The sequence below is a fragment of the Streptomyces olivaceoviridis genome (assembly GCF_014650115.1).
GTDB lineage: Bacteria > Actinomycetota > Actinomycetes > Streptomycetales > Streptomycetaceae > Streptomyces > Streptomyces olivaceoviridis.
In genome coordinates this window covers 13,002-33,809 of sequence record NZ_BMUI01000047.1, presented here as the reverse complement: position 1 = coordinate 33,809, position 20,808 = coordinate 13,002, and the positions used below count along the sequence as shown (strand labels likewise).

The window sequence follows — 20,808 nt, the reverse complement described above, 5'->3', positions numbered from 1 at the left end:
CCGACGAGCGAGGTGTTCTGGGCGGTTTCCTGCTTCTTCGCGCGGAAACACCCGGGTCAGTGTAGTCCCGGCCGTCCCGGTCGGCCCGTTCTCCGGTGCCGCCGCCCGGCCGGGTCCGGCGGAGCCGGTGCGTCGCCCTCGGAGCGGCACCCGGGCCACCCTCCGTTCCTGACGCGTCATCCGAGCGTGGCCACCAGCGTGCCGAGGCGGGCGATCCCCTCGCGCAGTTCGTCCGCCGCCGCGGCGCAGGAGAGCCGGACATGGGTGTCCGCCGTGCGGACGCCGAAGTCCCTGCCGGGGGTCAGGGCGACGTGTGCCTCGCGCAGGGCCCGCTCGCAGAACTCCCAGGAGGTGAGTCCGGTGCCGCTGACGTCGAAGTACACGTAGAACGCGCCGTCGGGGCGCACGGGCACCGGCAGGCCGATGCCTTCCAGGCCCTCGACGGCGAGGGCGTGGCGCCGGACGAACTCCTCGCGGCGCGCCTCGCAGACCGCGAGCGACTCGCGGGTGAAGCAGGCCAGCGCGGCCTGCTGGGCGGGCGCCGACGCGCACAGGAAGTAGTTCTGGGCGAGGCGCTCCATCACGGGTACGTACGTCTCGGGGACGACGCACCAGCCGAGCCGCCAGCCGGTCATGCCGAAGTACTTCGAGAAACTGTTGACGACCACGGCGTCGGGGTCGGACGCCAGCACGCTCGCTTGCGGGCGGCCGTGCTCGTCGTGGTCGCCCAGGTCCAGGTAGATCTCGTCGACCAGGCACCACGCGCCGCGCTCGCGGGCCGTGCCGCAGATCGCGGCCAGCTCGCCGGCCGGCACGGACGTACCGGTCGGGTTGGACGGTGTGGCGACCATCACTCCGCGGGTCCGGTCCGTCCAGTGCGACCGCACGGACGCGGCGTCCAGTTGGAAGCGGCCGGCGGCGGTGGTGGTGGGCACCAGGACGGCCCGTGCGCCGAAGCTCTCCATGATCTGTCGGTTGCACGGGTACGACGGGTCCGCGATCAGGACCTCGTCCCCGGGGTCGACGAGGGCGGCGGCGGCGAGGACCAGGGCGGCCGAGGCACCGGCGGTCACCACGATCCGGCCGGGATCGACCGGTACCCCGTGCGTGTCACGGTAGAAACGGGCGATGGCCTGCCGCAGCGCGGGCAGACCGACGGCGGGCGTGTACGGCAGGGGTCATCCGTCCATGGCCTCACGCATGGCCTCCAGGACGGCCGGGGGCGCGCCGAAGTCGGGCGGGCACGGGCCTGTTGCCGCCAGCCTCTCGCCCGGCCCAGGGAAGCGCCCAGGGCTGTCCGGACCGGTCCGGTGCCCAGATCGGCCCGCGCACGAGACGGACCCCATGGGCGGGGCCACCTTGCACGCACCGGCGCATCCCGATTGCCGGACCTGCTCGCCGCCGCCGAGCAGCGGCGGGCTGCCGTCGGCGAGGCCGTCGACCTTTGCCCCGCCCACGGCACCCCCCTGCCACCGCCGCCGAGGAGCTGCCGGTGATCATCGCCCCCGCCACCGTTCCCGACGTGACCGGCCCGGCCGGCCACTCTGGCCGATGCCCTGCTCCGATCCGGTCGCAGTGCTTCCCGACTTGGTGCACGAACAGTGCTCGAACTCGTGAGCGAAGCCACCGCACGCCGGGCGACTGGGGGTCGCGACGGCTGCCGGCCGCGCCGACCTCGCCATCGGCCGCCCACCGGCCGACTGGGGCACCTGTCCGGCGCCTTTCGGCCGGCCGTACTCCTGGCGTTCGACACCGGGCGTCAGCGCTTGGGTCGTCCGTGTCCGCTTGGGTCGTCCGTGTCCGCTCACCCGCACGCAGAGCTCAGGGCGGTCGCCGCGAGTGCCGCACCGACGCCACCGCTGGACGGTTGCGGATCCACCGCCCAGTCCTCCGTCCCAGCCGTTGTCTGACCTATCGAGATTCGATAGGTTTCCATCGCAACTCGATGGAAGGACAGGTCATGGGAAAGCTGACAGTGCGTGCGCTGCGGGCCGTGCTGGTGGTGGTGCTCGCCGGCACCGTGTTCGTACAGGCATTGATGGTGTGGGCCCTGGCCACCGACCCGGAGGACGGGTCGCTCCCGTTGACCCCGCTGCGTCTGCTCACGATCCTGGGCATGGTGACGGCCCAGGTCGCCCTGGGCTGCGTATGGCGGCTGGTGGCGATGGTCCGACGCGGAACCGTGTTCTCCCAAGCCGCCTTCCGGTACGTGGACGGCGTGATCGGCGCGATCGTGGCGGCTGCCCTCGTGTGGTTCGCGGTCACCGTCCTCAATGCACCGGGTCAGCGGGACGACCCGGGCGTCACCGTCATCATGGGCGGGGTCGGCGTGGCCATCCTGGGGATCGCGCTCATCGTGCTCGTGCTGCGGATGCTGCTTGCCCGGGCCGTCGCGCGCGACGTCGAAGCGGCACGGATGCAGGCCGAGCTGGACGAGGTGATCTGATGCCGATCGTCGTCGACATCGACGTGATGCTGGCCAGGCGGAAGATGTCCGTGGGCGACCTCGCGAACCGGGTAGGGATCACGCCCGCCAACCTGGCGGTACTCAAGAACGGCCGCGCCAAGGCGGTACGGTTCGCGACGCTCGCCGCGCTCTGCGAGGTGCTTGAGTGCCAGCCGGGTGACCTGCTCCGCTGGGAGGCCGAGGACGTCGCGGACGAGTGAACCGTCCCTGCCCACGCGTCAACGCAGGTCCCGCCGGTCTCCTGACCAACTCCGCGACCATCCGGGGGCCTTGCCCCGCCAGGTCCTTCGTCCAGGTGGCCCAGCTCTTCGAAACCGATTGGTGCACGCACAGGACAGTTCGGCTTCGCTGCCGAGCAAGAATCGCCTGCGTTGAATGGGTAACTTCCTTTATGACGGGGGCTTTTCGGTAACTGACGGTTCCGCGTGCCGTCTCAAGGAGTGCGTCATGACTTTGCAAGCGAAGGCGTTCGGTTTTGGTATGCCGTGGGAGTCGTTTTACGGGTACAGTCAGGCCATGCGGGTCGGTGACACGGTTTACGTGTCTGGGCAGCTGTCCCATGACCGTGACGGCAACTTCGTGGGCGCAGGGGACTTCGAACTGCAGGTCCGAACCACGCTGGAGAATCTGGACCTGGTGCTGAAGCAGTTCGGGGCCGAACGCAGCCAGGTAGTGGAAACGACAGTGCTGGTGAGGAACTTGCGGGAGAACTTCGACACGACGGCACGCCTCCACGCGGAGTACTTCGGGGAGCACCGGCCCGCCAGCACGGTCATGGGCATTTCCGACCTGGCACTGCCGGACCAACTCGTGGAGATCGGCGCGCTCGTGCGTCTCGACGTGAAGCCATAGGCGGGAGACTGGCCTGATTCCTTCATCTGTCTCATCGGGCCGTCACATTCGCCACGGTACGTTGTGACGGCTGTCCCTACGGGCTGATTCCGCAGCCCGTTGGGACGGCAGCCCGGACGGAAGTCCTCGAACTCCGCGAAGCCGTTCCCGAGTGGGGAGGCCAGCTCGTCGGGCCCGAACGCCTCGTAGCGCGTCGCTGTCAATGGCGGCGCGTCGACTCGAAGGGCGCGTGGCAACCATGTCCGACCAGCACCTCCCCTCCGGTGACATAAGGATGGGCAGCCCCTCGAAGGGTGGACGCTGCTGCGCGCCCTGGCCGCCAGGACAGTCGACGTGATCTCCGGAGGCCATCTGAACATGGGCATCGGCGTGGGTGGCGCCGTCCAAACCCCCGACGCGGGCGGCATCGCCGGCGAGAACCCGGTCGCCGCTGAGTACGCCGCCTACGGCCTCACACTCGTCCCGCCCGCCGAAGGCATCGCCCGCCTGGAGGAGACCATCACCATCCTCCGCGGCATGTGGACGCGGGACGTCTTCGAGTTCCACGGGCGCTACGACACCCTGACCGGCAACCACAACGAGCCGAAACCTGTCCAGCGGCCAGGCCCGCCCCCGCTGATCGGCGGCTGAGGAAACAGGACGCTCCGCCTGGTCGCCGAGCAGGCCGACACCGGGGACATCCCCGGACCGCCGCACAACACGCTGGACTACATCACCGAGCGCGGTGCCGTACTGGACGACCACCGCGCGGCCATCGGGCGTGATCCGCGGACGATCACCCGCTCCGTTCAGTACATCGTCTCCTACGACAACCCGATCGCCGACCGCAAGGCCATCGGGGAGCTCATCGCCGCAGCCGTGACGCACATCGTGCTGAGCCTGCGCAGCCCCTACCCTCCTCAGGTCTCGCAGCGCCCAGGTCGGATACCCGTGCACCCAACGGGGGGCGATCCGTCCGTCGTCCGGGCGGCCGGGGAATGTCCGTCGGGTGGGTGTGGTTGCAGGGGGTGTGGCGGTGAAGGGGACAGTGTCCCCGGGCCTCACCTATTGCCTGCGGGGACGATCGTTCGGCTGAAGCCCCGCAGAGCCTTTCGCCGCGTAGGCGACCACCCCCTCACCACCACACGCTTCAAGCGGTTCAGTCCCGGCCGATGGCCACGTCGGCCGGGACTGAACTGCCAGGCGAACGTGATCAGCTCAAGGCTGCCCTGCGCCGCCGGCTCGGTCGGCAAGCCGAGCGGATCCCCACGAGGACCCCGGTACACGGGGCAATGAGCCCACCTCGCACAGCACTCGCCTCAGCAAGGCACCCACGGCAGCCCGAACCGCGAGGCAGCAGTCACCCGCCGCGACCGCACCCCCGCAGGCGCCGGATCAGCTCCCGCCGCCGACTGGTTCGCCCCCCCGGGCTCGGGCCGCCCTGCGCGGCGCCGCGACGACGTCGAGGCCGCCCTGCGCCGAGTCCCGAGACGCGGCCCCACCGTCGGCCCCACCCACGGCCCGCCGGTCGGCGCCGCACATCCCCGGCGTTTCCTGCTGGAGCCACCCGCGCTCCGCCAGCCGACTTGGCCTTCGCGCGCACGCCCGGCCGCCTCCCATTCCACCGGCATTCCCAGCACCGACGCCACCGCGCGCCCCCGCTCACGAAGCGGACGCAAGGCGCCGCATGCCTCCCTCACTCCCCGGGACCCTGTAGCCGGACCTGGTCCGAGGTGGGTGACCTTGGCCGGATCGAGGCGCTCGCGCCGCGGCCGGCGCGATCCGCTGGGGTGATGGAGCAGTGCGCGGTGGACAAGACCAGGCTGAGAAGAGCCGAGTAGTGCCGGCACGGTTCACTGATTTCCTCGAACCGCAGGGCGATGAGGGCGGGGCGCGTATCCTGTGCTGGTGATCGGATTAGATCGTCTGGCTGTCTTCCTGACTGTGGTGACCGTGCTGATCTCCGTGCCGGGGCCGAGCGTCCTGTTCGTGGTGAGCCGGGGGGTGGCGCTGGGGCGACGGGCCGCCGTGTCCACCGCGGTGGGGAACGAGGCGGGGCTCCTCGTCCAGGTCGTACTGGTGGCGTTCGGGCTGGGGGAGGTACTCGCGCGATCCCTCCTGGTCTTCTCGGTCCTGAAGTTCGCCGGCGCTCTCTACCTCGTCTATCTCGGTGTTCAGGCCTGGCGGCACCGCAAGCTGCTGATGGTGGAGGAGGAGCAGGCCGCGGCGTCGGCCGGCCGGCCGGGACGGGTCTTCCGGGAAGGTTTCATCGTCGGGGTGAGCAATCCCAAGGGCCTGCTGATCTTTGGCGCGGTGCTGCCGCAGTTCGTCGACTCCTCGGCGGGAAATGTCCGGGTGCAGCTGTTGCTGCTGGGCTTGATCTGCGTCCTGATCGCGTTGGTTTCCGACGCGACATGGGGCCTTCTCGCGGGAACGGCCCGCAATTGGCTTGCCAGGTCACCGCGTCGGCTGTCGTGGATCGGTGGGGCGTCGGGAGTGGTGATGGTCGGACTGGGAATCCGGCTGGCGTTCAGCGGACGCGAGTGAAGGGGGCGGGGGACCGACCCGCCGACCTGATGTCAGACGCGCGGCAATCCGCAGGCCGGAGAGTCGATGGCGTACGGTCGGCGATCCGGCTGCCGGGGTCCTGGGTGCCGGGAGCGGTCCGCCTCAGCTGACACGTTCGACCACGTCACCGCGGCCATTCACCTCGGGTGATGCCCAATTCGTAGGCGACCGCGACCGCGCTGGCCCGATTCCGCAGGCCGAGCTTGACCAGCAGATTCTGCACGTGTGTCTTGACCGTACTCTCGCTGACCACCAGTTCTCCGGCGATCTCGGCGTTCTTCATGCCGCGCGCCAGGAGTTTGAGGACTTGTCGCTCGCGCAGCGTGAGCAGGTCGAGGGCCGTATGGCGGACGGACTTCCTGCGCGGCAGCCTGTTGTCCGGCTCCTCCTGGTCAGGTATGCCGATCCGGTACCCTCCGGAGACGAGCCTGATGGCGGCCACCAGGAATTCCGGTTCTTCCCAGGCCAGCACCACACCCCCGGCGCCTAGTTTGTCAGCATCCGCGCGGAGGGGATCGTTCGCATCATTGGTCACCAGCAGCATGCGCGAGACACCGGAACCGGAGTAGTGGACAGCCCGGTGCATCAGGTCCACCACGTTGATGGACCGGCATGCGGTGTTGATGATGAGCACGTCCAACGAGGAGTCGAGGGTGGCTTCGAGTGCCGTCGGGCTGTCCCGGGCGCTGCCGACGAGGGTGAGGTCGGGATACTCGCGCAGAACATGCGCAAGCCCGGCGTGCACCAGGCTCGAATCATCGATCAGGAAGATCCGTAATGGTTCCGGCTTCTCACCGCCGGCCAAGTCGCTCGACGCTGGGTTCCGGTCGGATCGAACTTCGTCCACGAGCCCCCCTGCACCGCGAGTAGCGGCTACGGACAGAGTCGAACAACGTCTCATCTAATCCCACGGCCGCGACCCAGAGCACACGATTTCTTGCCACATTCGGCTGGCAAATGCAGAAAGGGGGAGAGCCGGTCACTTCGGCCTAGTCCGTTCGGCTCCTGGCCTGCCGTGATCCGTCCGATCTACCGAAGACACCACCCGGAGATCACGCCTAGAGTCACCAGCCATGACACAGAGCGTGGTGATCCTGGGTGGTGGAACGGCTGGGTGGATGACCGCTTCCTACCTGCGGGCGGCCTTCGCGGACAGAGTCGACATCACTGTGGTGGAGTCCCGGCGGATCGGCACCATCGGGGTGGGCGAGGCCACCTTCAGCACCGTCCGCCACTTCTTCGACTATCTCGGTCTCAGCGAGGCCGACTGGATGCCGGAGTGCAACGGCACGTACAAGCTGGCGGTGCGCCTGGAGAACTGGCGGGCGCCCGGCACGTACTTCTACCACCCGTTCGAACGGATGCGGGTCGTCGACGGGGTGCCACTCACCGACTGGTGGCAGAAAGTCAGCGGGACGGGCCGCTTCGACCGGGACTGCTTCCTCATCCCCTGGCTCTGCGACGCGAAGGCGTCCCCCAGGTATCTGGACCACCGGCTCTTCGAGCAGGACTTCGACGAGGACCCCGACCGTCCGCTCTACCGGACCACGCTCGCCGAACAGAACACCCAGTTCCCCTACGCCTACCACTTCGACGCCTCGCTCCTCGCCGACTTCCTGTGCCGCTACGCCGTCGGACGCGGCGTCCACCGGATCATCGACGACGTCGTGGACGTGCGCCTCGACGAGCGGGGCTGGATCGACCGTCTCGTCACCCGCGAGCACGGAGACCTGACCGCGGACCTCTACGTAGACTGCTCCGGCTTCCGCAGCCGGCTGCTCGGCGACGCACTCGGCGAGCCGTTCATCTCCTTCCAGGACTCCCTCCCCAACGACCGCGCGGTGGCTCTGCGGGTCCCCGTCGACACCGCGGTGCGGGGCATCAGGCCGTGCACCACGGCCACCGCTCAGGACGCCGGATGGATCTGGACGATCCCGCTCTACGACAGGATCGGCACCGGATACGTCTACGCCGCCGACTACTGCGAGCCCGAGGAGGCCGAACGCGTCCTGCGTGACTTCGTCGGGCCCGCTGCCGCGGACCTGGAGGCCAACCACATCCGGATGCGGATCGGCCGTTCCCACCGGGCCTGGGTCAACAACTGCGTGGGCATCGGGCTCTCCGCCGGCTTCGTCGAACCCTTGCAGTCGACCGGCATCTTCCTCATCCAGCACGCGATCGAACAACTCGTCAGGTACTTCCCCGGCACGGACAGGGACCCGGTGCTGCGCGACACCTACAACCTCAGCACGGCCCGGACCATCGAGGGCGTCCGGGAGTTCCTGATCCTGCACTACCGGGGCGCCGCGCGCGTGGACAACGACTACTGGCGCGACGCGAAGAAGCGCGCGGTGCCCGAGGACATGGCCGTGCGCATGGAGCAATGGCAGAGCAGACTGCCCGACAACGACACCACCTACCCCTACTACCACGCCTTCGAGCCCTACAGCTACGTCTGCATGGCCCTCGGCCTCGGAGGCATCCCGCTGCGCCACCCGCCCGCGCTGGACCTGCTCGACACCCGTGCGGCGCGGGCCGAGCTGGCCCGGGTCCGGGAACAGGCGCGGAAGCTGGTCGACACGCTGCCCAGCCAAGTGGAGTACCTCTCGGGGCTGCGCTGATGGTCGTAGCCCTCCACGCCGTGGTGGTGCTGGCCGTGGTGCTCTTGGCGGCCCGGCCGGCCCGCCGAGCGGCGACGCTGATACGCCAGCCACCCGTCATCGGGGGAATCGCCCTCGGCCTCGTCGTCGTCCCCGTCCTGACGACGGCCGCCGGACCCGGACTCGTCGAGACGGCGCTGCCGTCCGCGGTCACCGGCCACCTGCACACCATCGGCCTGGCCGGGCTCGCGTTGTACCTGACGGGCGTGGGACACAGCGCCCGCCCGCGGCGCGGCGAGGTGTCACCGCGCTCCTACGGCTGGCTGCTGGCCGGCTCCCTGCTGCCCGGGCTGATCGCCGGGGCGTTGGTGTCCGTATGGGTGGTGTCGCGGGACGCGGCGGGGGAGCGGGGTACGGCACCCACCGCCGCGCTGGTGCTGCTGCTGGCCACCGCCTTCGCCGTCACGGCTGTTCCGGTGCTGGCGCGGATCCTCACCGACCGGGACCTCGCCGACACCACCGAGGGCCGGCTGTCCCTCCTCGTCGCCGTCTCCATCGACGCCCTGACCTGGCTGCTCCTGACCTCCGCGCTGGCCGCCGCTGCGGGCAGCGGCAGGCAGGTCGTCCGCTCCGCGGCGGTGATCGCCCTCGGCACGGCGGTGGCCGTGGCGCTCCGGTGGCTGCTGGGCCGGAAGGCCGTCGGCAGGCTGTGCGCCCGGTGGCCGGCCGCCGCCGCGGCCACCCTGGGCGCGGTCGCGATCGCGGCGGCCCTGGTCACCGAGCGGGCGGGACTCACAGCGATCTTCGGCGCGGTGCTGGTCGGTCTCGCCGTTCCCCGGGACGGCGAACAGGGACCGCGGACCGAAGCCGTACGGAGCGTGGAGCGATGCGGCCTGCTCCTGGTCCCGGCGTTCTTCGTGACGGTGGGCTTCCGGACGGCCACTGACGGGCCGGACGGTTTCTCCTGGGTGACCCTCGCCCTGGTCCTGCTTCTCGCCATGGTGGCCAAGCTGGGCGGCGGCTACGCCGGCGCGCGTGCCGCGCGGTTGCCCACCGGGACGGCACTGCGCTTCGGGGTGCTGATGAACACCCGGGGCCTGACGGAGATCGCCGTACTCCAGGCCGGACTGTCGGCCGGGATCCTCTCGTCCGGGCTCTTCCTCGTCCTGCTGCTGATGGCGCTCGTGACCACGGCTGCCACCGGCCCGCTGCTGTCGTTCGCGGACCACCGTTTTCCCGCCACCGGGGCCCTGCCGCGTTCCGCGTCCGAGGAGCTGTCCCATGACAAGGCCTGACATGTCTGCCACGGCCAGCCGGGAAACGACGGTGGGTGAGGGCGACTTCAGGACGTTGATGTCCTTGTTCCCCACCGGTGTCGCGGTCATCGGGACCCTGGACGGCGCTCGTCGGCCCTGGGGCATGACGTGCTCGTCCCTGTGCAGCGTGTCCCTGAACCCGCCCATGCTCCTGGTCTGCGTACGAACCGGCAGTCCCACGCTGGCCGCGCTGGAGCGCACCGGAGCGTTCAGCGTCAACCTGTTGCACGACTCTGCCCGGGACGTGGCGGAACTGTTCGCCTCAGGCGACCCGGACCGGTTCCGGCGGACGGCCTGGCACCTGCCCGACGCGGCGGCCGGCCCGCACCTGCTGGACGCCGCGCACGCCGTGGGCGACTGCCGGGTCGACGGGGTGCGGCAGGCAGGGGACCACACCATCGTCTTCGGCCGGGTGTTCCGCGTCAGCGTCCGCACCGAGCACGGACGGCCCCCGCTGCTGTACGGGCTGCGCCGGTACGCCGCCTGGCCGACGAGCGGTAGCGTGGCGGAGCCCGGCCGGTCCCGGCCGGACCCAGCCGCCGAGGAGTGAGATGTCGCAGCCAGCGGAGCCCACCAGTGTCCTGTCGCCCGAGGAGGTGCTCCGCAAGTCCGGGGTGCCGTTCACGGTCCTCGACCACGTCCCGATCGTCGGCCAGGAGGATGCCGAGACCAAACTCGGCCTCACCACCGAGCGGTTACTGAAGACCATGGTTTTCCGGACGGCCGACGGCGGCTTCGTGCTCGCCGCCCTGCCCGTCACCGGACGCGTCAACTACGGCCGGCTGGCCCGGGCGGCGGGCGTGTCCCGCGCCAAGCTCCGGCAGGCCGAACCGGGGGAGCTGAGCCTGCTGGGCATGGAACCGGGCGGCGCGAGTCCGGTCTGCGATCTGCCGGACGTCGTGATCGTCTTCGACACAGCGGTGACCCGGATGGGCACCGTGTACTGCGGCAGCGGTCGCGCCGACCGGACCGTACGGATCGAGGCCGCGCAACTCATCGAGCTGGTCGGGCCGAAGATCGAGGAACTGTCCCAGTGACGCGGCAGGCCCTGTCACCCGGTGGCCCGGCCTCGGCCGGACACCCGACCGGGTGAACCGGAAAGGCGGTGCGAGCCGGATGTTCGGACCGCACCGCCTCCCTCATGGGGGGACACCCCCCGCCCTACTCCCGGTCGTCGAACCGTTCCGGGGCGAACGGCTCGGCACCCGCCGGTCGCCGACCGGACACGAGGTACTCCGTCAGGAGCCGGGCCGTGCCCGGGGCCAACGGCATGCCGTCGATACCGAACCCGGTCAGGAGCCACAGCCCCGCGGCCCCGGACGCCGGGCCGACCATGGGCAGACCGTCGGGGGACATCGGACGCACACCCGACCACGCCGCGCGCACCGGTGTCTTGGCCAGCACCGGGGCGTGCCGGGCTGCCGCCGCCGCGATCAGCGGGACCGCCACGTCGCCGTCCCGTACGTCGTCGAGCTGGAGCGCCGGACCGCTGCTGGAACCGAGCACCACCTCTCCACCGGGCAACGGCTGCAACGAGAAGACGACCTGCGTGGCCGTGGCCGTGGGAGCGGCGATGTCGGCCAACAACGGCGGGCCGTTGCGCCGCAAGCCGACCGGACCGTGCCAGGTGGACTGCATCAGAGTGTGCCGGAACACCGCGCCCGTGACCGGCGCGGTGCGCAGCAGCCAGCCACGTGCCCCGAACACCGGCACATCGCTGCCGGCCTGCTGGGCCAGGCTCCGTGACCACGGCCCCGCCGCGAGCACCACGTTCCCCGCCGCCAGCGGGCCGTCGTCCGTGACCACACCGGTGACCCGGTCGCCGGCCGTGGTCAGACCCCGGACCAGTGCGTGCGTCCGGATCTCGGCGCCCGCGCGGGCGGCCCGCCCGGCCAGGGCCGCGGCGGCCAGTACCGGGTGGAGGGCGTACGCCCCCTCGACGATCACCGCGCCCGCCAGGTCAGGCGCGAGGCCGGGTTCCAGATCCCGCAGTTCATCGGTGCTGACCACGTGGGCCGGGAACCCGACCGCGGACAGCGCGTGGCCGTGGGCGTGGGCGCGGTCCATGTCCTCCGTGTCCGCGGCAACCAGCAGATAGCCGTGCGGACGGAACCTGAACGGCACCTCGCTCTCCAACTCGGCCTGTTCGTAGTAGGCGACCGCCTCGGCGAACAGCCCGCCGCACTCGGGCAGCGGACTGGGGAGCAGACCGCCCTGGTTGCGGCCGGTCGCACCGCCGGCCAGGGCGCCGCGCTCCAGCAGAAGCACACTCAGCCCCTGCCCGGCCAGCCGCTCGGCGACCGTACAGCCCGCTATACCGCCGCCGACCACGATCACGTCATGTGCCATGGGATCCGCTTCCTTCCAACGGGTGCTCGTATACGGGGGTGGGGGACGGAGCGCGCGCCTCGGGTGTGGAAAGCCGCACGCAGTCGCGGGCGATCCTGCCGAGGAGCCGGGGAACGGTGCGCTCGATCTCCTCGACCCGTGCCGTCCGCAGTGCGTCCGGCTTCTCTAATCGGCTGGACGCGGCGGCCGGGTACAGGCCGTTGGCCGCCAGGTCGTCCCGTACCACCCGTATCCGGCGCAGGAGCTGCGCGGCGACCTCCGCGGGCGAACAGGGCGCGCGGAGGGTGAGGAAGTACGTGTCGAACAGAACTGCCCGGACGTCGCGCGGCAGGGCCCGGCCATCGCCCGCCGCCGACTGGAGCAACGAGGGGGCGTCGGGCACCAGCTTCGCGGCGATGCCTTCGTGCACGGCGTCGTTGAGCGCGCACTCGTCGAGCAGGACGTCTGCCCAGCCGCCCCAGGCTTCGGGGAGCCGCCCCCGCAACAAGGCCCGCACGGGGCCGTAGTCACGGGCCCAGGCACCGCTGAACGCGGGATGGTGCAGCGCCATGCTCGGCCGGATGATCCGGTGGTAGACGTCCCGGGTGCACGACGCCGTGTACAGCAGCATGGCCGAGTAGCCGCGCACCAGTCGGGCCGCGGCAGTCACCTCCTCCGGTGCCGCCGGGACGGCGGCCTCGGCGGCCCGCCGTCCCAGCTCCTGCCAGAGCATGAAGGTGAGTTGGTGACCGGTGATCCACCGGAACCAGAACAACTGCTCCTCGGACCCCGCGGCACCCAGCGGCACCAGGGCACCCGGGTGGACCGCACCCGGGTCCGTGCGGGTGCGGGTGGTGCCGAGGAGTTCCGCGTACCGTCGGGTCAGGTGACCGTCGCCGCTGCTCGGCACTGGGGCGGGCGGCAGCACCAGAGGTTCGAGCCCGTAGGCGCGGCCGCCGTACTCGGCGACGCCGGCTTCCAGCAGACCGGTGGTCGAGTTGCCGTCGAGCGCGCTCACCGTCCCTCTGCCCCCACCGGTATGTGGGTGAACTCGTACTCCAGCCCGTTGACGTCGTAGGCGTAGAAGCTGCTCACCCCGTCCGAGTCCACGACGATCTCCGTCGATGGCTCGGGACGGGCGAAGACGTAGCGTCCGGAGGCGAACAACCGCTGCCAGCGGTCCCGCCACGCCCGTAACTCCTCGGCCGTCGCGGCGGCCATGCACACATGCTGGAACTGGAACGTGTCCGGATGCGGGAGGGAGTAGGCGGCCGAGCGGGTGAACAGATGGAACCGCATGCCGACGGCGGCCACCTCGGTCAGCCGGGTGATGCCGGGCAGCCGGTCACGGGTCAGGTCGGAGAACGTATCGAGGGTCCAGGTGGCGGTGCCACGGAAGAAGTCGGTGTACCACGCGACACAGTTGTCGAGGTCGGCTGTTTCGACCGCCAGGTGGTGCAGTCCGGCCCGCAGGGCGCGACCGGCCGCTGGGGGTTCGTCCACAGGGAGGGGCACGGTTCGGGAATCCTTTCCAGTGGTTCATCGGGCGACGGCGTACGCCTGCTCGCCGCGCGGTGACGCTGCGGCACGCAGCAGGCCGTCACCCGGTTCGACACCCACGGCGCACACCTTGCCCAGCGACCAGTCCGGTACGGAGACCAGAGCGTGCCCGCGGCGGATGAGGTCGGCTGCGGCCTCGTCGCTGCGACGGCTTTCGATACGTACCGCGAGCGGCCGGTGTGTGCGGGGCGTGAACGAGGAGGGGACGTGCTCGGAGTGGAAGGCGAGGGTCTCGGCGGCGCGTTGCAGGTCCAGTCCGAAATCCGCATGGGCCAGGAAGAACCCCAGCGTCCACTGGTCCTGCTGGTCCCCGCCCGGCGTGCCGAACGCCAGCCGGGCCTGGCCGTCCTGGAGGACGAGGGTCGGGCTCAGGGTCGTACGGGGCCGCTTGCCCGGTGCCAGGGAGTTGGGGTGCCCCTCCTCCAACCAGGCCATCTGGCCCCGAGTGCCCAGCGGGAAGCCGAGCCCCGGGACCACGGGGGAACTCTTCAGCCAGCCGCCGCTGGGCGTCGCGGCCACCATGTTGCCGTGCCGGTCGGTGACCGTCAGGCAGCACGTGTCACCGCGGGCCTCGGTCGCCGCCACGACCGGGGGAACCACCGTGGGCAGTCCGTCGTACAACTGGCCCTGCCAGTAGGGTCCAACGGGCGGTTCCGCACGGTCCAGCGGCGGGATCCGTGGCGGCCGTCCCGCCGGCGAACCGGGACGCAGCGTGTCGGAGGCACGGTCGCCGACCAGTCCTCGGCGTTCGTCGGCGTAGTCACCGGCCAGCAGCGTGGACAACGGTACGTCGGTGAAGTCCGGGTCCCCGTACCATGCCTCCCTGTCCGCATAGGCCAGCTTGGCGCACTCGATCACGGTGTGCAGATAGTCGGCGCTGTCCAGGCCCATCGCCGCGAGGTCGAACCCCTCCAGCAGGGCGAGTTGCTGGAGGAACACCGGGCCCTGCGACCAGGGGCCCGGCTTGTGCACCTCCAGACCCCGGTAGGCGCGGTGGACCGTGGCCTCCGTACGCGGTTCCCAGCGAGCCATGTCGTCGCCGGTGAGCAGGCCCCGGTGCCGCCTGCCCGTGGCGTCCAGGGCGGGGGTGCGCAGATGTGCGTCGATGGCCTCGGCGACGAAGCCGCCGTAGAACGCCTGGTGGGCGGCGCGTATCTGCTGCTCACGGCCGGGGCCGGCGGCCTCGGCTTCCTTGATGATCCGCCGGTAGGTCTCGGCCAGCGCCGGGTTGCGCAGCCGGGAACGGGGCCGGGGCGGCGTGCCGTCCACCAGATACGTGTGGCCGGACTGCGTCCACTCGTCGCGGAACAGCTCCGCGAGAACGGCGATGGCCTCGGCCGCCTTCGGCAGGACCGGATAGCCGTCCGCCGCGTAACCGACGGCGTACTGGAGGACCTGCGCGAGCCGCATCGTGCCATGCTCCTCCAGCAGCCGCAGCCAGGCCCCGAACGCGCCGGGGACGGTGGCCGGGAGCAGACCGGAGCCGGGGATCCGGAGCAGGCCCAGCGCCTGGAACGCCTCCGGTGTCGCCGCCTGCGGCATCGGCCCCTGCCCGCAGATCACCTGGGCGCGACCCGATGCGGCGTCGAAGAAGAGGATCGGCACATCGCCGCCGGGCCCGTTCAGATGGGGTTCCACCACCTGGAGCACGAAGCCCGTCGCGGCGGCGGCGTCGAAAGCGTTGCCGCCTGCCTCCAGGGTCGCCATGCCCGCCGCAGAGGCCAGCCAGTGTGTCGAGGACACCGCGCCGAACGTACCCCGCAGTTCGGGACGCGTCGCCATGACCGCCCCTCAGACCGAGGCGGAGGGCGACGGCAGATCGCTCAGGCTCGCCGCGATCTGCTCGTCCGTGACCGTCGGATTCTCCATCGTCCCGGCCAGGAAGGAGTCGAAGGCGGCCAGGTCGAAGTTGCCGTGCCCGGAGATGTTGAACAGGATGACCCGTTCCTCCCCCGCCTCGCGGGCGGCCAGCGCCTCGACGAGCGCCGCCTTCAGCCCGTGCGACGACTCGGGGGCGATGACGAAGCCCTCGCTCCGCGCGAAGCGCACCGCCGCATCGAAGATCTCTGTCTGGGGGAAGGCCCGGGCCTCCACCAGACCGTGCTCTTTCAGCAGGCACAGGCTGGGCGCGTCGCCGTGGTAGCGCAGGCCGCCGGCGTGGATCGAGCCGGGGATGAAGCCGTGTCCCAGGGTGTGCATGTACAGGGGCGGGGTCAGGCCGGTGGTGTCCGGGTAGTCATAGGCCAGCTTGCCGCGGGTGAGTGTGGGGCATGCCTCGGGCTCGGCGGCGACGAACCGGGTCCGCGGGCGTTCGCCGCTCAGCCGGTCCCGCAGGAACGGGTAGGCGAGCCCTGCGTAGTTGGAGCCGCCGCCGACGCAGCCGATCACCACATCGGGGTACTCGCCCATGATCTCCATCTGCTTCCTGGCCTCCAGACCGATCACGGACTGGTGCAGCAGCACGTTGTTCATGATGGAGCCCAGCGCGAACTTGGTGTCGTCGCGGCTCAGCGCGTCCGCCACGGCCTCGCTGATGGCGATGCCGATGCTGCCCGGTGAGTCCGGGTCCTGAGCCAGGACCTGACGGCCGGCCTCGGTCCGCCGGGTGGGCGAGGCGTAGACCTGGGCGCCCCAACTCTGCATCAGCGACTTGCGGTAGGGCTTCTGCTCGAAGGACGCGCGAACCATGTAGACGTTCACTTCCAGGCCGAACAGCGCACCGGCGAATGACAGCGCGGAACCCCACTGGCCGGCCCCGGTCTCCGTCGTCAGCCGGCGGACGCCCTCCTCGGCCGCGTAGTACGCCTGGACGACCGCGGTGTTCGGTTTGTGGGAGCCCGAGGGGGACACACCCTCGAACTTGAAGTAGATGTGTGCCGGAGTGTCGAGCGCGCGCTCCAGTCGCTCCGCCCTGACCAGCGGGGAGGGCCGCCAGATCTTGTAGACGTCCCGCACCCGCTCCGGGATCTCCACCCAGCGGTCCTGCGTGAACTCGTGCTCGATGACCTTCTGCGGAAGCAGGTCGACCAGATCCCCGGGCTGTAGCGGAGCCATCGTCATGGGGTTGAGGGGGCCGGGGAGAGGCGTGGGGAGATCGGGAAGGATATTGTACCAACGGTCGGGCAGGTCGCTCTCGGAAAGCAGGACTCGCTTCAACACCGGTGATTCCCTTCGAACGCCAGGACATTCCTGGTGCAGAATCATAGGAAGGGAATATCCGTATGGCTTCGCCCTTTCTGCTTGCTCGCGGGGACGAGCACTCCGCAGATCTGACTAGTCCCAAATGCGCACGACTCCCCACCCTCCCCGGATGCAGACTGGCTGCTCGAAGTCACCGGGAGGCGGAGGAACACGTGACGGCACTTGACACGGACGTCATTCGTGAACTGGAGAAGCGCCGTTTCGACACCCTTGTGGCACACGACCTCGGAGGCTTCATCGACCTCTGTCATCCCGACCTCGCCTACGTTCATTCGAGCGGAACCCTGGATACGCTCGATTCGTTCGTCGAGAAGTGCGAGAGCTCCCACTACGTGTACCACCGCATCGATCACCTTGTGGAGAGCGTCAAAGTGATCGGCGACACGGCCGTGATAATCAGCGAAATGCACATCGACATCACTGCGGGGGGAGCGCGAAGGAAATTGGCCAACCGCGCGCTCGGAGTGTGGACCCGTGTCGATGGCAACTGGAGGCTCCTCGCACACCAGGCCACGGCGAAGCGGTAGGGGGCGGTGGGGAGCGGTGCCCGCGGAGAACCGTAACCCTGCCCCGGCCGGGGCGGCCGGTGCGTGAAGTGGGCTCGGTGGAAGCCGAATCGGCGGCGCCGGCGGCGTCGGGACGACGACTCCGGTCGGGCTGACGGGCCTGCTGGACGAGGCACCGGGCATGTCGGCCCACGCACGGGGAGGGGGCGCCGTTCCCAGGGCCTGGGCACACTGCCTGGTGTTCCGTCGGCGGCCGTAGCCGGTGCCCTGGTGTTCCGTCGGTGGCTGTGCCAGGTCTTTGCCGGAGCCACGGAGTCGACGGCCCGCCAGCGGAAGGAGACCTGCGGCCATGGGACGCAGGAAGGATCGACCACGGAGCGACAGCACGAGCCGCACTTCCCACCTTCTGCCGCTGTACTGCGCCTGACGGGCGAGGAGTTGTCCGCCCTGGCCTGGCAGGAGGTGGCCGCACTCGGCGACGAGCCCCTGCCCCACGGTGTCGGCGGGGTGTTCGGCCGACTCCCGGCGATCACGCTGCCCCGCGATAGGCAGGGGCGCAGGCAGACGACCCGGGCCCTCGACCGGCCGGACCCGCTCTCCTGCCACCGGGCCGAGGAGATCTTCGAGGTGAACACCGTCTCCTGGTCACCCCGCTCGCCTCTCCCGAGGACATCGAGGACCTGGACGGCTTCACATTCCACCGGCTCCGCCGCAGTGCGCTCACGCACGGCGTCGAGGACGGCGGCACCTCCACCCCCGATGCTGCCGGCCCGCTCCCGCCACGCCTCCGGGGTCTGTATACGTGTGCCGCTGCGCCAGAACCGTCAACCCGCCGCTGGCCGATTCATCCTGAGTGAGAGTGACGGCAGCACGTGCAACATGGGCTTTCGGTCATGTCGGCGATTTGCGAGGGAGGGCTGAGGAGCCCCTGTGACGGAAGTGGCGTACATACGCGGCAGGGATGACGGCGCGGCAGCGGATGCGCGGGCGCGGCTCTCGCAAACTTGCCTCCCGGGGGTTGGCTGGACTTCTCCATCCAGCACTGTACGTAATCACGTCAGTGCGATGCGCTACGGAGTGTTTTGGCTCCGTCGCGGCGCGCAGAGGTGCGGCCCGGCGGCGGCGCATATCAGCAGTGCCGACCCAAGGGGGAAAACCCATGACCACACCTCCCGCTGCCCCGCTCCGGGTTGCCCTGGTCAACGGCAGCTTCGAACAGCCCTCCGTGACCGACGTGGAGATCCTGCCGGACGCCTCACAGACACAGGCTGCCAAGCGGGTTCAGGGCTGGCTCACCACCGCCTCCGACCACAGGATCGAACTGTGGCATTCAGGCTTCCAGGGGGTTCCGGCAGCCGACGGCGCCCAGTTCGCCGAGCTCAACGCCAATGAAGTCTCCACGCTCTACCAGGACTTGCCGACCACTCCCGGTACGAAGCTCTACTGGCGGCTGTATCACCGAGGCCGCCAGGGGCAGGACACCATGGCGCTGGACATCGGCGCACCGCGCTCCACGGTGGAGCAGAGGCGCTTCACCGACGGCAACACCGCCTGGGGCTACTACACCGGCACCTACACCGTCCCGGCAGGCCAGACAACGACGCGCTTCGCCTTCCGTTCCATTTCCGCCGCCGGCGGCAACCGAGGCATCGGCAACTTCCTCGACGGCATCTTCTTCGGCACCGCCGCCTACGTGGTGCTCGAAAAGACCGCCATCCCGGCCGGACCGCTGGACGTGGGCGACGTCGTCACCTACCGCATCACCGCCAAGAACGAAGGAGGCGGCGCGGCCGAGAACCTCACCCTGACCGACGTCATCCCCCAGGGCACGACGTACCTGCCCGGCTCCCTGCGCATCGTCGACGGCCCCAACACCGGAGCGAAGACCGACGCGCAAGGCGACGACCAGGCGTACTACGACGCCCAGGCGAACAAGGTCGTCTTCCATCTCGGCAACGGTGCCACCGCCGCGGACGGGGGCGGCCTGCCCAACACCGAGACACTGTCGGCAGGAACCACGGTGGAGTACCGGGTCACCATCGACCGGGCCAGCGGCGGCAAGCAGATCACCAACACCGCGACCGCCTCCTACGAGAACCGGCTCGGCGACACACCAGAGCCCCTGACCTCCACCTCCAACGAGCAGGTCACGCAAGTCAAACCGGCTGCCGACCTGACCGTGGCGAAGGCAGCCGACGCCACCACCGTCACCGTCGGCCAGACCATGACCTACCGCATCACCGTCCACAACGCCGGCCCGAACGACGCCACCGGCGTCACCGTCACCGACCAGCTCCCCGACGGCCTCACCTTCCTGTCCGCCGAAGGCCCCGGAAGCTACAACCCGGCCACCGGGCAGTGGACCGTGGGCGACCTGGCCAACGGCGCCAACGCCACCCTCGTGCTGCGGGCCAAAGCCACCAAGGCCGGCCTGGTCGACAACACCGCCACCGCCACCGCCAACGAGAAGGACCCCGACACCGCCAACAACGCCGACACCGTCAGCGTCTGCGTCGAACCGGCCCCCTCCTGCTGCGACCCCTGCGCCGGCCAGAAGTAGCCCCCAGCCGATCGCCGCGAGACCACTGCCAAGTACTGCTCGCAGTGGCGCCGCACCGCCTCGGTCCTCGATGTAGCTGCACAGTCGCGCGACTTCCTGGCGCCCGGCCTCCGGCTGGGGCGGCAGGTCGCCGCCGGTAGTGACGACGCCGACGGCGAAGGGGAGTGGGCTGGTGGCCTGTTGAGCGCGGTGCGCGCTGGGCTGCCTGTGCGAGTACGCCACCGCCCGGACCCGCGCGGACGGCGAGATGCCCGGCGACTCCTGAACCTGCCCGCCGATGTCCTGACCGCCCACCCTGAGCGGGAGACGGTCGCCACCGTGATCGGCGTACAGCGGCGGGCAGAGACGGGCAGGGGGATAGGGGGCGGATGGTGCCAAGGGCATGGCCGCCTGGCTGGCGCTGGGGCGTGGTGGTCGTGTCCAAGGGGCGGTTCTGGTGCGTCGCTGTGGACGCTGCTGATCTTGACTATCGTGCCCGGACACAGACTGGCCGTATCCCGCCGCATCTGGTCTCCCGGTTTCTCGAACGTGGCCATGCCGCCGAGGTGGAGTGGTGGGCCGGCCACGGGGAGTGGTTCTGTGCGCGGGAGTGGGCGCGGCTGCTCGGTGAGGAGGGAAAACAAGCCGAGGCGCTGGAGGTGCTCACTCCGTGCCTCACTACGGGCTGGTGGCAGGCCATCAGGGCTACGGCGGAACTGTCGGAGAGCTGGGGCCGGGCTGACGAGGCGATCGTGCTGACCCGTGCTCGTATGGAGGCCGGGCATCCGCTGGCAGCGGAGTTCTGTGCGCGCTTGCTCACCCGGCACGGCCGTGGCGACGAGGTGTTCACTCTGCTGCACCTCGGTCAACGGCCGGGACCAACTGGCCGATC

General features: G+C 70.2%; 18 protein-coding genes. 11 read left to right on the top strand and 7 right to left on the bottom strand.

Going from position 1 to position 20,808, the window contains the following annotated elements; translation table 11 throughout:
- Positions 1–176: 176 nt before the first annotated feature.
- On the bottom strand, positions 177–1,175 hold the full coding sequence (locus IE273_RS40670) for an aminotransferase class I/II-fold pyridoxal phosphate-dependent enzyme (RefSeq protein ID WP_268257549.1): 999 nt from the start codon (positions 1,173–1,175) through the stop codon (positions 177–179).
- 785 nt (positions 1,176–1,960) lie between these two features.
- On the opposite strand from IE273_RS40670, the gene IE273_RS40665 reads away from it, so the two are divergent.
- The 5 genes from IE273_RS40665 (at position 1,961) to IE273_RS40645 (ending at position 5,845) form a co-directional block, all read left to right on the top strand.
- Complete coding sequence (locus IE273_RS40665; RefSeq protein ID WP_189820134.1) at positions 1,961–2,446, top strand: DUF2975 domain-containing protein; 486 nt, start codon at positions 1,961–1,963, stop codon at positions 2,444–2,446.
- Positions 2,446–2,667, top strand: a complete 222-nt coding sequence (locus IE273_RS40660; RefSeq protein ID WP_189820133.1) for a helix-turn-helix domain-containing protein — start codon at positions 2,446–2,448, stop codon at positions 2,665–2,667. Before IE273_RS40665 ends, IE273_RS40660 begins: the two co-directional genes overlap by 1 nt.
- A 247-nt stretch (positions 2,668–2,914) precedes the next feature.
- A complete protein-coding gene (locus IE273_RS40655) occupies positions 2,915–3,319 on the top strand; it encodes a RidA family protein (RefSeq protein ID WP_189820132.1) in 405 nt (134 codons plus the stop codon).
- Between the two features lie 300 nt (positions 3,320–3,619).
- Positions 3,620–3,949, top strand: coding sequence for an LLM class flavin-dependent oxidoreductase (locus IE273_RS44415; RefSeq protein WP_308437086.1), 330 nt, complete (start codon positions 3,620–3,622; stop codon positions 3,947–3,949).
- 1,257 nt (positions 3,950–5,206) lie between these two features.
- The gene (locus IE273_RS40645; protein WP_373309494.1) at positions 5,207–5,845 is read left to right on the top strand and encodes a LysE family translocator; all 639 of its coding nucleotides are present in this window, start codon (positions 5,207–5,209) and stop codon (positions 5,843–5,845) included.
- 145 nt (positions 5,846–5,990) lie between these two features.
- Here IE273_RS40645 and IE273_RS44410 read toward each other — a convergent pair whose 3' ends face one another.
- On the bottom strand, positions 5,991–6,713 hold the full coding sequence (locus IE273_RS44410) for a LuxR C-terminal-related transcriptional regulator (RefSeq protein ID WP_229888084.1): 723 nt from the start codon (positions 6,711–6,713) through the stop codon (positions 5,991–5,993).
- Positions 6,714–6,939: 226 nt separating this feature from the next.
- On the opposite strand from IE273_RS44410, the gene IE273_RS40635 reads away from it, so the two are divergent.
- The 4 genes from IE273_RS40635 to IE273_RS40620 are packed head-to-tail and all read left to right on the top strand — an operon-like array spanning position 6,940 to position 10,819.
- Complete coding sequence (locus IE273_RS40635) at positions 6,940–8,487, top strand: tryptophan halogenase family protein (protein WP_189820131.1); 1,548 nt, start codon at positions 6,940–6,942, stop codon at positions 8,485–8,487.
- The gene (locus IE273_RS40630; RefSeq protein WP_229888082.1) at positions 8,487–9,761 is read left to right on the top strand and encodes a cation:proton antiporter; all 1,275 of its coding nucleotides are present in this window, start codon (positions 8,487–8,489) and stop codon (positions 9,759–9,761) included. The genes IE273_RS40635 and IE273_RS40630 overlap by 1 nt, the downstream gene beginning before the upstream one ends.
- Before the next feature lie 58 nt (positions 9,762–9,819).
- Positions 9,820–10,332, top strand: coding sequence for a flavin reductase family protein (locus IE273_RS40625; RefSeq protein WP_229888081.1), 513 nt, complete (start codon positions 9,820–9,822; stop codon positions 10,330–10,332).
- Position 10,333: 1 nt separating this feature from the next.
- On the top strand, positions 10,334–10,819 hold the full coding sequence (locus IE273_RS40620) for an aminoacyl-tRNA deacylase (protein WP_189820130.1): 486 nt from the start codon (positions 10,334–10,336) through the stop codon (positions 10,817–10,819).
- A 124-nt stretch (positions 10,820–10,943) separates the two neighbouring features.
- On the opposite strand, the gene IE273_RS40615 is transcribed toward IE273_RS40620, so the two are convergent.
- From IE273_RS40615 to IE273_RS40595, 5 genes are read right to left on the bottom strand one after another with little or no spacing between them, the layout of a single operon-like run.
- A complete protein-coding gene (locus tag IE273_RS40615; RefSeq protein WP_189820129.1) occupies positions 10,944–12,131 on the bottom strand; it encodes an NAD(P)/FAD-dependent oxidoreductase in 1,188 nt (395 codons plus the stop codon).
- A complete protein-coding gene (locus tag IE273_RS40610) occupies positions 12,121–13,128 on the bottom strand; it encodes a 3-methyl-L-tyrosine peroxygenase-related protein (RefSeq protein ID WP_189820128.1) in 1,008 nt (335 codons plus the stop codon). Before IE273_RS40610 ends, IE273_RS40615 begins: the two co-directional genes overlap by 11 nt.
- Positions 13,125–13,625 carry a VOC family protein gene (locus IE273_RS40605; RefSeq protein ID WP_229888080.1) on the bottom strand — a complete coding sequence of 167 codons (501 nt, stop codon included), beginning with the start codon at positions 13,623–13,625 and terminating at the stop codon, positions 13,125–13,127. The genes IE273_RS40610 and IE273_RS40605 overlap by 4 nt, the downstream gene beginning before the upstream one ends.
- A 24-nt stretch (positions 13,626–13,649) precedes the next feature.
- On the bottom strand, positions 13,650–15,452 hold the full coding sequence (locus IE273_RS40600; RefSeq protein WP_189820127.1) for a gamma-glutamyltransferase family protein: 1,803 nt from the start codon (positions 15,450–15,452) through the stop codon (positions 13,650–13,652).
- 9 nt (positions 15,453–15,461) lie between these two features.
- Positions 15,462–16,874: a TrpB-like pyridoxal phosphate-dependent enzyme gene (locus tag IE273_RS40595; protein WP_189820126.1), complete on the bottom strand. Its 1,413-nt coding sequence runs from the start codon at positions 16,872–16,874 to the stop codon at positions 15,462–15,464.
- A gap of 149 nt (positions 16,875–17,023) precedes the next feature.
- Between IE273_RS40595 and IE273_RS40590 the strand changes: the two genes are divergently transcribed.
- Positions 17,024–17,398, top strand: coding sequence for a nuclear transport factor 2 family protein (locus IE273_RS40590; RefSeq protein ID WP_229888078.1), 375 nt, complete (start codon positions 17,024–17,026; stop codon positions 17,396–17,398).
- 1,138 nt (positions 17,399–18,536) lie between these two features.
- Positions 18,537–19,937, top strand: a complete 1,401-nt coding sequence (locus IE273_RS40585; protein WP_189820124.1) for an isopeptide-forming domain-containing fimbrial protein — start codon at positions 18,537–18,539, stop codon at positions 19,935–19,937.
- Positions 19,938–20,808: the final 871 nt, after the last annotated feature.

What these genes read in the sequence shown, in the direction of transcription:
- IE273_RS40630 (WP_229888082.1), top strand. Translation starts at nt 8,487, where the DNA reads ATGGTCGTAGCCCTCCACGCCGTGGTGGTGCTGGCCGTGGTGCTCTTG.
- IE273_RS40660 (WP_189820133.1), top strand. Translation starts at nt 2,446, where the DNA reads ATGCCGATCGTCGTCGACATCGACGTGATGCTGGCCAGGCGGAAGATG.
- IE273_RS40625 (WP_229888081.1), top strand. Translation starts at nt 9,820, where the DNA reads ATGTCCTTGTTCCCCACCGGTGTCGCGGTCATCGGGACCCTGGACGGC.
- IE273_RS40665 (WP_189820134.1), top strand. Translation starts at nt 1,961, where the DNA reads ATGGGAAAGCTGACAGTGCGTGCGCTGCGGGCCGTGCTGGTGGTGGTG.
- IE273_RS40655 (WP_189820132.1), top strand. Translation starts at nt 2,915, where the DNA reads ATGACTTTGCAAGCGAAGGCGTTCGGTTTTGGTATGCCGTGGGAGTCG.
- IE273_RS40585 (WP_189820124.1), top strand. Translation starts at nt 18,537, where the DNA reads ATGACCACACCTCCCGCTGCCCCGCTCCGGGTTGCCCTGGTCAACGGC.
- IE273_RS40595 (WP_189820126.1), bottom strand. Translation starts at nt 16,874, where the DNA reads ATGATTCTGCACCAGGAATGTCCTGGCGTTCGAAGGGAATCACCGGTG.
- IE273_RS40635 (WP_189820131.1), top strand. Translation starts at nt 6,940, where the DNA reads ATGACACAGAGCGTGGTGATCCTGGGTGGTGGAACGGCTGGGTGGATG.
- IE273_RS40600 (WP_189820127.1), bottom strand. Translation starts at nt 15,452, where the DNA reads ATGGCGACGCGTCCCGAACTGCGGGGTACGTTCGGCGCGGTGTCCTCG.
- IE273_RS40620 (WP_189820130.1), top strand. Translation starts at nt 10,334, where the DNA reads ATGTCGCAGCCAGCGGAGCCCACCAGTGTCCTGTCGCCCGAGGAGGTG.
- IE273_RS40615 (WP_189820129.1), bottom strand. Translation starts at nt 12,131, where the DNA reads ATGGCACATGACGTGATCGTGGTCGGCGGCGGTATAGCGGGCTGTACG.